The sequence below is a fragment of the Variovorax sp. GW821-FHT09D04 genome, from assembly GCF_059416405.1.
Genome location: NZ_JBWKPA010000006.1, coordinates 407,772 through 418,838, shown reverse-complemented (window position 1 = coordinate 418,838; position 11,067 = coordinate 407,772). Strand labels below are relative to the sequence as shown.

The 11,067-nt window shown below is 67.4% G+C and carries 11 protein-coding genes; 4 read left to right on the top strand and 7 right to left on the bottom strand.

Annotation, left to right across the window (positions count from 1 at the left end):
• Positions 1 to 270 precede the first annotated feature (270 nt).
• The gene (locus AC07O4_RS20830; RefSeq protein WP_062479336.1) at positions 271 to 666 is read left to right on the top strand and encodes a hypothetical protein; all 396 of its coding nucleotides are present in this window, start codon (positions 271 to 273) and stop codon (positions 664 to 666) included.
• 27 nt (positions 667 to 693) lie between these two features.
• On the opposite strand, the gene AC07O4_RS20825 is transcribed toward AC07O4_RS20830, so the two are convergent.
• The 3 genes from AC07O4_RS20825 to AC07O4_RS20815 all read right to left on the bottom strand — a co-directional run bounded on the left by AC07O4_RS20825 (position 694) and on the right by AC07O4_RS20815 (position 3,821).
• The gene (locus AC07O4_RS20825) at positions 694 to 2,823 is read right to left on the bottom strand and encodes a tripartite tricarboxylate transporter substrate-binding protein (protein WP_495305526.1); all 2,130 of its coding nucleotides are present in this window, start codon (positions 2,821 to 2,823) and stop codon (positions 694 to 696) included.
• A 144-nt stretch (positions 2,824 to 2,967) separates the two neighbouring features.
• On the bottom strand, positions 2,968 to 3,414 hold the full coding sequence (locus AC07O4_RS20820) for a hypothetical protein (protein ID WP_495305525.1): 447 nt from the start codon (positions 3,412 to 3,414) through the stop codon (positions 2,968 to 2,970).
• Positions 3,415 to 3,554: 140 nt separating this feature from the next.
• Positions 3,555 to 3,821, bottom strand: coding sequence for a winged helix-turn-helix transcriptional regulator (locus AC07O4_RS20815; protein ID WP_495305524.1), 267 nt, complete (start codon positions 3,819 to 3,821; stop codon positions 3,555 to 3,557).
• A gap of 115 nt (positions 3,822 to 3,936) precedes the next feature.
• On the opposite strand from AC07O4_RS20815, the gene AC07O4_RS20810 reads away from it, so the two are divergent.
• From AC07O4_RS20810 to pyrF, 3 genes are read left to right on the top strand one after another with little or no spacing between them, the layout of a single operon-like run.
• The gene (locus AC07O4_RS20810; RefSeq protein ID WP_495305523.1) at positions 3,937 to 4,479 is read left to right on the top strand and encodes a carboxymuconolactone decarboxylase family protein; all 543 of its coding nucleotides are present in this window, start codon (positions 3,937 to 3,939) and stop codon (positions 4,477 to 4,479) included.
• 37 nt (positions 4,480 to 4,516) lie between these two features.
• Positions 4,517 to 4,843: an EthD family reductase gene (locus AC07O4_RS20805; protein ID WP_495305522.1), complete on the top strand. Its 327-nt coding sequence runs from the start codon at positions 4,517 to 4,519 to the stop codon at positions 4,841 to 4,843.
• A 41-nt stretch (positions 4,844 to 4,884) separates the two neighbouring features.
• Positions 4,885 to 5,595, top strand: a complete 711-nt coding sequence (pyrF, locus tag AC07O4_RS20800) for an orotidine-5'-phosphate decarboxylase (protein WP_495305521.1) — start codon at positions 4,885 to 4,887, stop codon at positions 5,593 to 5,595.
• Positions 5,596 to 5,777: 182 nt separating this feature from the next.
• Here pyrF and AC07O4_RS20795 read toward each other — a convergent pair whose 3' ends face one another.
• From AC07O4_RS20795 to AC07O4_RS20780, 4 genes are read right to left on the bottom strand one after another with little or no spacing between them, the layout of a single operon-like run.
• Positions 5,778 to 6,674, bottom strand: coding sequence for an NAD(P)-dependent oxidoreductase (locus AC07O4_RS20795; protein ID WP_495305520.1), 897 nt, complete (start codon positions 6,672 to 6,674; stop codon positions 5,778 to 5,780).
• Between the two features lie 4 nt (positions 6,675 to 6,678).
• Complete coding sequence (locus AC07O4_RS20790) at positions 6,679 to 8,127, bottom strand: aldehyde dehydrogenase family protein (RefSeq protein ID WP_495305519.1); 1,449 nt, start codon at positions 8,125 to 8,127, stop codon at positions 6,679 to 6,681.
• Positions 8,128 to 8,153: 26 nt separating this feature from the next.
• Entirely contained in the window at positions 8,154 to 9,554 is a 1,401-nt protein-coding gene (locus AC07O4_RS20785) for an amidase (RefSeq protein WP_495305518.1), read from the bottom strand.
• 7 nt (positions 9,555 to 9,561) lie between these two features.
• Positions 9,562 to 11,055, bottom strand: a complete 1,494-nt coding sequence (locus AC07O4_RS20780) for an ABC transporter substrate-binding protein (RefSeq protein ID WP_062479362.1) — start codon at positions 11,053 to 11,055, stop codon at positions 9,562 to 9,564.
• Between the last annotated feature and the right edge of the window lie 12 nt (positions 11,056 to 11,067).

Sequence of the window (11,067 nt, the reverse complement as noted above, 5' to 3'; positions counted from 1 at the left end):
GGCCATCGGAGCACAAGCCGTGTCGTCGCAGAAAAAGAACGCCGCCTTCCTCGTCTCGATCTCGGGCCACCGCCTCCCGGCGTGGCCGTGGCGTGCAGGAAGAAGCAGGCCTCGTTCGCGTACGCCGGCTGGATCTGGCGCGCAGAAAAGTAGCGCTTTTTAGTTAATGCCATGTAACGCCATCGGGCGTTACCGACAGGCCAACCAGGCGCTTGGACGCACGCGCTCGGCTGAACGCATGCCGACTGCGCGACGTCAGAGGGGCATGTCATGTTCACCCGTTACGCCATCCGCGCGCTGCTGTGCATCGCCGTAGTGCCGGCCATCTCCGAGGAGCCTGCACCCATCCATGGCCGCGTGTTCCTGAGCAAAGCCGAGGTCGAGAGCACCTTGATCGGCAAACCCATCGTCTCGAGCAATCTGTCGACCGGCATGGTCTCGCGCTGGCAGTTCTATACGGATGGCCGCGTCGACTTCGTCAACCAGAGCGGGCCCGGCAAGGCGTCGGGCAAATGGGTTCTCAACGCCGACGGCTCGATGTGCGTGACGATGATTTCCCGAACCGGGTGCCGCTACTGGTTCAGGAACGAGAAAGACGGTGCCATTGCGAATGCCAGGACCAGGGAGCCGAACGCGCCGACCGTGGCCGAGATACGGTTCGAGTGATGGTGCGGGACAGCGCCCTCAACGCCTTCAACGCGCCGGTGATGAAAGCGCACGCATCCAGCGTTCGCGCTCTTCGTCTTCCAGCGCCAGCAGGCTTTCTGGCGAACCGCCGCCACCGACGACGCGAAGGTCTTGCAGCTGCTTGCGCACCTCGGGCTTGGCAAGCACCTGGGCCACGGCTTCCTGCAGGGTGCGATTGGATGCGGCCTCCGAATTCGCGGGCGCCCAGAGGCTGAAGTGATCGTAGGTCGTGTAGCCGGCCAAGGGCGCGCTCGAGCCCAGCGTCGGCCACGGCACACCTTCGAAGCTTTGCGGGTGCGCCGGGTCGGCGGTGGTGCCCAGCACACGCAACTGGCCACGCCGCACGGCGACCGCCACGCCGTTCACGGGCGCGAACAGCAGGTCCACCGCATGCTCCTTGGTAATGACGTCCGAGTCGGGGTACATGCCCTTGAAGACCACGCGCTGCACGTCGACGCCGCTCGCTGCGCGGAACTGGCCGAAGGCGAGGTGGCCCGTCCAGCCGTCGTCGCCCGTGCCGATGCGCAGGCTGCCCGGGTGGGCCCGTGCGTAGGCCAGCAGGTCGTCCGTGCTGCGGATGCCCAGCGTGTCGGCCTGCGTGCTGTCGATGGCCAGCACCAGGGGCTCCGACGCCAGCAGCGTGACGGGGCGAAGGGAATGCATCAGCGCATCGATCGGCGCGGGCTGGTGCACGCCCTCGATGCCTCCGCGCGGCAGCCGCAGTGCCGCGAGCAGGACCTTCTCGTTGCCGCCCTCCGTCATCAGCCGGCGATAGTCGGCCTCGGTGGCTGTCGGCACGTGATCGACCTGCACGCTGCGTCCCAGCAGGGTGGGCAAGTGGCTGGCCAGCATCTCGGCATAGTGGCCGCTGCGGCCACCGGGCGGAACCAGCACGGTGACGTGCAGCGCGGGCTGCGGCACGGCGGCAAGCCATTGCCCTGCATCGTTCATCAGGCCGTAGCGTAATTCCCACGCGCCGCCCGTGGACGCGTTGCGCACCAGGGCGTCGACCACCCAATGGCGGCCCACGCGGTGGAACTGCCGGATGATCGGCCGTTCGTCCTGCCACCCGGGCGGCCGCCAGTCCTCTGGGAACGCACCCGAGACGACGGCGTAGCCATGACGGAACCGGCGCGCGGATTCGAACTGCGGCGCGATCGCCCATCGGCCCCGCGCGTTCTGGTAGCCCCATCGGCCGGTGGCCGCGTCCTTGACCGGCCGCAGCGCGGCGCCGGCATGGCTGCTGCCATGCAGTCGTTGCCAGCGACACACCTGCGGCGTGCCGGCGTTGCGCTGCAGATCCAGCCCGGTGGCGGTGCACAGCTGGATGCGCCGCTGGGCTGTGGCGTCGGGCCGCTCGCCGAAGATGAACGGAATCACCATGCGTCCTCGCGCATCGATCAGGCCCGAGCCGGTGGAGCCAGGCGTCACCATCTGCCGCTTGTAGTCCATCCACCGTGCAGTGGTGATGTCCCGCGGCGGGGCGGGGGGGCGCCACTGTCCCCGTGCATCGCGCAAGCCGGGCTGCGCGAACACCGTGTCCACCTGCAGCTCGGAAGGCACGGGCCTGGATCCGTCGGGCATCAGGTAAGAGAGGGCGGCGGGGGAGTCGAGGGAGATCGTGTCTTTGCCATCGCAACTCACGGGCGGAACGGCCCACTGGCCTTGCGCATCGATGCGCCCGTTGGCCGTGGTGGTGCGCAGTCCGCCGCCGGGCTTTCGCTCCACCAGCCACACCCGGTGCAGCGGCTGCAGTGCGGGATTGAGGGAGATGTATTCCTGCCGCACGACTTGCCAGCGGCCATCGCAGAAGCTGCGCGCCGCCGGCGAAAGGAAAAGCACGCGCCCGTCGAGGGCGTCGAACAACGCGGGGGCGCGCTCGCTGTGCTTGCCCGGATTCAGGCTCAGCCAACGCGCCCGTTCGATCAGGTTGGGGGCGATGCCGATGGTGAAGGTGAAGATGTCTTCCCACGGTGGCGCCTGTGCATCCACTGGCTGCAGTTGCCAGGTCGGCTGCATCGGCAACGCGCGTTCCGGGTTGGCGTACAGCGCCTGGTAGGTCGGTGGCGCTGCGCGGGCCGGACCGAGGGCGATGCCGAGCCACAGCAGGGCGGCAAAGAGACGCAGCCGCTTCATCGGGCGAGCAAGAAACAAGGGTTCAGCCTCGGGTCGTGGCCGTAGACGGAGGCCATTCCATCGCAGGCATTGCAGTTCGCCGAGGCACTCGCGGTTGAACGCGCGGCGGCTGTCTGCCTGGTTGAACGATTTGTGGGCCCACGCTCAAACTTCGTATGCATAGATGCAAGTGAGCTCAGCCCCTTTCAGCGCGGATTGAAAGGGCTCAGGCGCATTCTTGAGGATGGCGCCAAAGCTGGCGTTGAGTTTGCCGGCACCCATGCTGCCTTTGTACTTGATGCTCTTGGGCTTGGCTTGAAGCTGGAGTTTGTTCGAACCGGACAGCGCAGCTTCCAATCTGAAGACGCCACGGCGGAAATCGGTGGACTCGGAGGTTTCCGCCTGGGGTGAAACCAGGCGCATGGTTTTCCCGCCGTAGGAGAGCTTCAGATCGACCTCCACGATGGAGGCGGGAACATCGCCCACCAAGGTGAGTGCCTGCCCCGCGTGACTTCCGGTGCAGTTCAGTCGCGCCGTATTGGCACCTGCGAGGGCCTGACCCGAGAGGGCGGACAGCAACACGAGGGTGCAGAGAGGAAAGATTTTTCTCATAGGTTCTCCAAGGCACTGACGCGATGTGTCCCGCACGACCTGCGAGACAGGCTGGGCAGCGCGAACATGCCGGTCACGGGCTCCTCCACAAAAACGTTTCTGATCATAGGCGGACCCATTCGCCGCGGATGCTCCGCTTCTCATCGCTTTCCGCGCCGCCACTGGTCCGCCCAGGCTGACAACGGCTTCAGCGCCTTCGAAAGCCTCCGTCCTTCGTCCGTCAGTCGATAGCCACCCTCGGCATGTTCGACCAGGTCGACCTCCCTCAGTTCGGTGAGCCGCGTGTTGAGCAACCGGGTGTTCGTCTCGCACGCGTCCTGCAGGGCCCTGAAGGTCAGCGAGCCCTCCCGAAGTTCCCAGAGCACGCGCAGCGCGGTGCGCCGGCCCAGCAGGTCCAGCGCGACCATGAGGGGGCGGCCGGTGGTGGAGCCGCGAACTGGGTGGCCGATGCGAGGTGTCGTCATGCTTTACTTTATACAGCAGCGGACCTACGATGGCGTGGCCCTTGAATCAGGAGTCTGCATGCCCGCACGCATCGAGCCAGCAACGCCGCCATTTGGTGAAGACATTTCCAGGTCACTCGACAGGGTGATGAAGGGACAGCCCCCCTTGCGGCTGTTCACGACCTTGGCACGCGACCCGCGTCTGTTTCAGAAGTTCTTTGCCGGCGGGTTGCTGGACAAAGGCCACCTGAGCATCCGACAGCGCGAGATCGTGATTCACCGCACCACGGCATTGTGCAAATCCGAATACGAATGGGGCGTCCACGTCACGGTCTTCTCAAAGCTCGCTGGCCTGACGCCAGAGCAGGTTCAGGCGAGCGTCACGGCTTCAGCGAACGACGCCTGCTGGTCGGCCGAAGACCAGGTGCTTCTGCGCCTGTGCGACTCCTTGCACGCGCACGCCGACATCGACGATGGACTGTGGGACGCGTTGCGAACGTACTTCAGCGAAGAAGCCATCATCGAACTGCTGATGCTGGCTGGCTTCTATCGCACCGTCAGCTACCTCACGAACGGGCTGCGCCTGCCCCTGGAAGCGTCGGGCGCACGATTCCCCGCTTGAGGCGATCAACCAGCGTGCAACCCCAGGAGAAATCTCGATGATCAAGGTCAGTGTCATGTACCCCTACGCCGCAGGCGCGCGATTCGATCACGCGTACTACCGCGAGAGGCACATGCCCATGATGAAACGACTGCTCGGCGCTGCGTGCCTGTACTACATGGTGGACAAGGGCATCTCGGGGCGTGGTGTGGACACCGACCCTGCGTACATCGCCAAGTGCGACTTCGTCTGCACTTCCGTCGACGCTTACCGCGCAGCCTCTGCCCAGCACCAGGAGGAGATCCGGGGCGACATCGCCAACTACACGGACATTCAACCCATGGTGCAGATCAGCGAGGTGGTCGTGGAGCGTTCGGAGGCCTGAGTTCCCTCCGAGCGCGGGGCGTCGGCATGGAGGACAAGCCAATGAGTACGGACAGCCGCATCATCGTTTCGCTCGACTTCCCAGCCGCCGCATTGGCGGCGGACCTCGTGAAGCAGCTGGGCGCAGCGACCACGCACTACAAGGTCGGCCTGCAGCTGCTGACAGCGGCAGGACCTTCGGTCGTCCGCGAGCTCGCAGAGGCAGGGAAGAGCGTTTTCCTGGACCTCAAGCTGCTGGAAATTCCCAGCTCGGTGGCGGGCGCGGTCACCGCAGCCGGACATCTGGGTGCGTCGATGGTGACGGTGCACGCCTCAGGCGGTTCCGCCGTGCTTCGTTCGGCCGTCCAGGCCGCGAGCCAGTTTCCTCAACTGAAGGTGCTTGCGCTCACGGTCATCACCAGCATGAGTGACCAGGACTTGGAAGAGGTGGGCGTTGCCTCGACGGTTCCAGAGCAAGTCGCACGGCTGGGCCGTCTGGCCGCCGCGGCCGGTTGCCATGGCGTTGTTTCGTCGCCGTTGGAGGTGAGGCTGCTTCGCGAGATCCTGCCGCCCGGTGCCCTGATCGTGACGCCAGGCACGCAGCTCCCAGGCGATGAAAAGAATGACCATGTGCGGGCTGCGACGCCCTCGCAGGCCATCGGGGCTGGTGCGACGCACGTGGTCATCGGCCGCCCGATATCGCGTGCCCCAGATCCTGCGGCCGTGTTCGCCGCCGTGCGCGCAGAACTGGCTACCGCCACCCAACAACACTGAAGCGGTCAGGCGGGTCGGGGCTGGCACTTCGCCGCAGCGCCTGAACGGCCAGCACCACAGCCACGCTCATCGTGCGCAGGACGCTGGGTGCTCCCCGCAGCGAAATCAAGGAGGAGGCCGCAGGCCGGGGGACATTCGCGCAGCGAAGTACCCGGTGGCCTGCGCACGCGCCCTGAAGAGTTTCAGCGCAGCGCTTCGACCAGATCGAGCACCATGCGATCCGGCCCGAACACTTCGACCCCGTGCGCCAGCAAGGCATCCACAGCCTGCGCAATGCCATGGCTCGAAGACGACTGCGCCGCCATGTCGTTGTAATACCCCAGGTCCTTCTTCGCATTCGCCATCGAGAACTTCAGCGAATCGGTGCTGCCCGTCAGCAGCTTGGGCTTGAGGCGTTCCAGCGCCACGCCGTTGCCGCCGCCCTTGGCGAGCACGTCCACGAACACTTCGGGCTTCACGCCGGCGCGTTGCGCGCAGGCCGCGGCTTCGCACAGCAGTGCCACGGTGCCCAGCGACACGAAGTTGTGCAGCAGCTTCATCGCATGGCCCGCGCCCACATCGCCGACGTGCGTGACGTTCTCGGCAAAGCAGCGCAGCAGCGGCAGGCACGAGGCCAGCACGTCGGCATCGCCGCCCACCAGCAGGTTCAGGCGGCCTTCGGCGGCCTCCTTGGCGGTGCGGGTCATCGGCGTGTCGAGGAAGCGGCCGCCCTTGGCGTGCACGGCCTGCGCGACCTTGGCGGTGGAGGCGGGCACGGCGGTGGAGCAGTCGATCACCACGGTGCCGGGGCGCAGCGTGCTCAGCGCGCCGTTGTCGCCGAGCATCACGGCCTCGACCTGCGGCGTGCCGGTCACGCACAGGATCAGCACATCGACCTGCGCGGCCAGCGTGGCCACGTCGTTGACCGACGTGGCGCCGGCCTTCAGCAGGTCGTCGATCGGCTGGTTGCCCGCGTGCTCCAGCACGGTGAGCTGGTGGCCGTGCTTGACGATGTTGCTGGCGATGCCGTGGCCCATGAGGCCGACGCCGACGAGGCCGACTTTGCGCGGGGTTTGTGGTTGCTGTTCAGTGGTGGTCATGAATTCATCCGTGCTTGATGGCGATGGTCTTGAGGGTCGTGAAGCCGAGCAGGGCCTCGAAGCCCTTCTCGCGGCCGAAGCCGCTCGATTTCACGCCGCCGAAAGGCAGTTCTACACCACCCGCCGCACCGTAATTGTTCACGAACACCTGGCCGCAATGCAGCTTGTGCGCCATGCGCAGCTGGCGCCCGCCGTCGCGCGTCCACACGCCGGCCACCAGGCCGAAGTCCGTGCCGTTGGCCAGGCGCACCGCCTCGGCCTCGTCGGCGAAGGGCATCACGGCCAGCACCGGGCCGAAGACCTCGCGCTGGGCCAGGTCGCTGTCATGCGGCACGTCGCGGAACAGCACGGCCTCCTGGTAGTAGCCGGTGGACGGAGCCTGCGGCGACACCGTGCCGCGCGCCGCCACCTTCATGCCGCTGGCCTCGGCGGTCGCGACCATGTCGCGCACCTGGCGGAACTGCTTCTCGTTGATGAGCGGGCCCATGTCCAGGTCTTCGGCGGGCGTGCCCGCGCGCACGGCCGTGAAGCGCTTGGCGAGGCGCTGCACGACTTCTTCATAGATCGACTGCTCCACCAGCACGCGGCTGCCCGCCGAGCAGGTCTGGCCGGCGTTCTGGATGATGGCGTTGAGCAGCACGGGCTCGGCCGCGTCGAGGTCGGCGTCGGCGAACACGATCTGCGGCGACTTGCCGCCCAGCTCCAGCGTCACCGGGCAATGGCGCTCGGCCGCGGCCAGGCCCACGCTGCGGCCGGTCATGGTCGAGCCGGTGAACGAGATGTGGTCGATGCCCGGGTGCGCGCACAGCGCGGCGCCGGCTTCTTTGCCGTAGCCCGTCACCACGTTGAGCGCACCGGCCGGAAAGCCGACTTCGGTCGCGATCTCGGCCAGGCGCAGCAGCGAGAGGCTCGCGTCTTCCGCCGGCTTGACCACGCAGGCGTTGCCCGCGGCGAGCGAGGCGCCCACGCTGCGGCCCGCGATCTGCATCGGGTAGTTCCAGGGAATGATGTGGCCCGTCACGCCGTGCGGAATGCGCACCGTGAGCACGGTGTAGCCGCGCTCGTAGGGCAGGGTGTCGCCGTGCAGCTTGTCGCAGGCGCCGGCGTAGTACTCGAAGTAGCGTGCCAGCGCGGTCGCATCGTTGCGTGCCACGCGCAGCGCCTTGCCGGTGTCGCGCGCCTCGAGCTGGGCGAGTTCTTCGTGGTGCTGCATGACAGCGGCGCCGAGCTTGGCGAGCAGCCGGCCGCGCTCGAGCGCGGTGGTGGCGCCCCAGGGGCCGTCGAAGTGCTCGCCCATGGCCTGGCGCGCGGCGCGCACGGCGGCGTCGATGTCGGCGGCGGTGCCGCGTGCGATCTCCCCGAATTTCTGGCCGTCGCTCGGGTCGATCACGTCGATGGTGGCGTTGCCTTCGGACGCCACGCGGCGGCCGTCGATGTAGTGGGTGGCGTTCATGGGAAGGTGTGTCTCCGTATGGCGGTTCAGATCGGCTCAGGCCAGGGCTTCTGGGCGCCGCGAATCTGCTCGAAGGCGCGGCTGAACTGCAGCACGCCCAGGTCGTCGAAGCGGCGGCCGGCCACCTGCAGGCCGATGGGCAGGCCTTCGGCCGAGTAGCCGCAGTTGACCGACGCGGCCGGCTGCTCCGACATGTTGTAGGGCACCGTGAAGCCGATGTGCTCCAGCGGCCGCATCGGGTCGTTGGTGGGCGAGGCATGGTCCGCGGGCGCGGGCATGTTCGGCGACACCGGCGAGATCACGAAGTCGTAGGCCTTGGTGGCGGCGACCGTGGCCGCGCGCGTGGCGACGAACTGGCTGTAGCCGTCGAAGACGTGCGCGCCCGAGAAGCCGGCCGCGCTTTCGGCCCATTCGCGGATGTACGGCAGGATCTTCGCGCGCTGTTCGGCGCTCATGGCCTGCATGTCCAGGCACGAGCGCATGCGCCAGAAGTGGTCCATGCCCTGCAGCATCTGCGGCGTCATGAAGGCGGGGATTTCCTCGACGTGTGCGCCGGCGGCCTCGATGCGTTTCGCGGCATCGCGCACGGCCTGCGCGATCTGCGGATCGAGCGGCAGGCCGCAGCCCGCGTCCATGTGCAGCGCCACGCGCTTGCCCTTGAGGAACGACGGATCGACCTCGAAGGCGTTCCAGTCGATCACGGGCGGCGGCAGTTCCGAATAGTCGCGGTCGTCGGGCTGCGCAACGGAGGCCATCATCAGCGCCGCATCGGCCACGGTGCGTGTCATCGGGCCGGCGCAGCGGCCCATGTAGGGCGAGCTCAGCGGAATGCGGCCAAAGCTGGGCTTGAGCGTGAAGATGCCGCACCAGCTCGCCGGCAGGCGCAGCGAGCCGCCGATGTCGGTGCCCACGTGCAGCGGGCCGTAGCCTGCGGCGGCGGCCGCGCCTGCGCCCGCGCTGGAACCGCCCGGCGTGCGCGAGGTGTCCCACGGGTTGCGCGAGAGGTCGTGAAAGCTCGACAGGCCCGACGACAGCATGCCCAGATCGGGCATCGTGGTCTTGGCCACCATCACCGTGCCGTCGGCCTTCAGGCGCGCGGCGGGCGGCGAGTCGTAGGTCACCGGCACGAGTTCGTAGGCGGCGGTGCCCAGCGGCATCGGGTCGCCCTCGGTCGCGAGGTTTTCCTTGATGGTCACGGGCACGCCATCGAGCGTGCCGCGCGGCGTGCCGGCGCGCCAGCGTTGTTCGGAGGCACGCGCCTGTTCGAGTGCGGCTTCGGGGCGGAACAGCCAGGTGGCACGCAGCTGCGGCTCGCAGGCCGCGATGCGTTCGTTGACCGCACGGGTCACCTCGACCGGCGAGAGTTCCCTGGCGGCATAGGCGGCGTGCAATTCCTGCACACCCAGGGCGTAAAGAGGCTTCGTCATCGCCGCATCAACCCCACGAAATGGCAGCCAGGTCGTTCGCGACGATCGGCATGTTCGGCCACAGGCCCTTCACTTCCTTGCGCGCGACCGTGGGGAACACGGCCTGGAACAGGAAGCCGTTGACGGCATCGTTGGCGAGCATCTTCTGCGCTTCGCCGAGCAGTGCGTTGCGCTTCTTCTCGTCGGGCTCGCTCTGCACCGAGGCGTACAGGTCGCGGAACTTCTTCGAGTCGTAGCCCCAGTAGTAGTCGGGCTCGGTGTACTTCACGAGGTCGAAGGGTTCGACGTGCGCAACGATGCTCAGATCGAAGTCATGGCCGCCGCCGAAGGTGCCGCTGAGCCACTGGGCCCATTCGACGTTCTGGATCTTCACGTTGATGCCGATGGCCGCGAGCTGGGCCGCGATCACCTCGCCGCCCTGGCGTGCGTACGAAGGCGGCGGCAGCGTCATGCGCAGCTCCAGCGGCGTCTTCACGCCCGCGTCGGCCAGCAGCTTCTTCGCCTTGGCGATGTCGAAGGGGTTGATGCCGGTGGTGTCGACGTAGCCCGGCGCGCCGATCGGGTAGTGGCTGCCGATGGCCTTGCCGAAGCCGTCGGCCGCGCCCTGGATCACCACGTTGCGGTCCACCGCGGCCAGGATGGCGCGGCGCACGCGCACGTCGTCCAGCGGCTTGCGCTTGTTGTTGATCGCCAGGATCACCTTGCTGCGCGTGCCCACTTCGAGCACGCGGAAGCGCGGGTTGGCGCGGAACTGGCCCACGCTGCGCGTGCCGGCGCGCGGGAAGATGTCGATGTCGCCGGCCATCAGCGCCGCGGTCTGCGCGGCCGAGTCGGACATGAACTTGAAGACGAACTTGTTGACCTTGGCCAGCGCCGGGTTGCGGTACGTCGGCGACTTCACGAGCGAACAGGCCGAGCCACGCTGCCAGCTGTCGAGCTTGTAGGGGCCGGTGCCCACGGGCTTGGTGGCGTTGGTGTCGGCGCTCTTGGGCTCGACGATGCAGGCTGTGGCCTGGCCGAGCATGAAGAGCAGGTCGGGGTTGGGCTGCGCGGTGGTGATGACCACCGTGTCGGCGTCGGGCGTCTTCAGGCTGATTTCGCTGAAGAAGCGCTTGTCCTTGTTGGTGCTCTTCTCGCCGGCCGCGCGCTCGAAGCTGAACTTGACGGCGGCGGCGTCGAAGGCCTCGCCGTTCTCGAACTTCACGCCCTTGCGCAGCTTGAAGGTGTGGGTCTTCAGGTCGGGCGACACGGTCCAGCTCTCGGCCAGCAGCGGCGTCACGCTGCCGTCGGCGTTGATCTTGGTCAGCGTCTCGAAGATGTTGTAGTGCGCGATCTCGGCGATGGCCGAGGCGGCGGCGGTGGTCGGGTCCAGGCCCGGCGGTTCCAGCGGCATGCCGATGGTCAGCATGTTCTTGCCGGTCTGGGCCTGCGCGAACAGCGGAAAGGCGCCGGGGATCGCGGCGGCGATGGCGGTGCCCATGAGGGTGCGTCGCTTCAACATTCGGGGGTTCTC

Coding starts and splice junctions, on each gene's coding strand:
- AC07O4_RS20830 (WP_062479336.1), top strand. CDS start 271: ATGTTCACCCGTTACGCCATCCGCGCGCTGCTGTGCATCGCCGTAGTG.
- AC07O4_RS20825 (WP_495305526.1), bottom strand. CDS start 2,823: ATGAAGCGGCTGCGTCTCTTTGCCGCCCTGCTGTGGCTCGGCATCGCC.
- AC07O4_RS20820 (WP_495305525.1), bottom strand. CDS start 3,414: ATGAGAAAAATCTTTCCTCTCTGCACCCTCGTGTTGCTGTCCGCCCTC.
- AC07O4_RS20815 (WP_495305524.1), bottom strand. CDS start 3,821: ATGGTCGCGCTGGACCTGCTGGGCCGGCGCACCGCGCTGCGCGTGCTC.
- AC07O4_RS20810 (WP_495305523.1), top strand. CDS start 3,937: ATGCCCGCACGCATCGAGCCAGCAACGCCGCCATTTGGTGAAGACATT.
- AC07O4_RS20805 (WP_495305522.1), top strand. CDS start 4,517: ATGATCAAGGTCAGTGTCATGTACCCCTACGCCGCAGGCGCGCGATTC.
- pyrF (WP_495305521.1), top strand. CDS start 4,885: ATGAGTACGGACAGCCGCATCATCGTTTCGCTCGACTTCCCAGCCGCC.
- AC07O4_RS20795 (WP_495305520.1), bottom strand. CDS start 6,674: ATGACCACCACTGAACAGCAACCACAAACCCCGCGCAAAGTCGGCCTC.
- AC07O4_RS20790 (WP_495305519.1), bottom strand. CDS start 8,127: ATGAACGCCACCCACTACATCGACGGCCGCCGCGTGGCGTCCGAAGGC.
- AC07O4_RS20785 (WP_495305518.1), bottom strand. CDS start 9,554: ATGACGAAGCCTCTTTACGCCCTGGGTGTGCAGGAATTGCACGCCGCC.
- AC07O4_RS20780 (WP_062479362.1), bottom strand. CDS start 11,055: ATGTTGAAGCGACGCACCCTCATGGGCACCGCCATCGCCGCCGCGATC.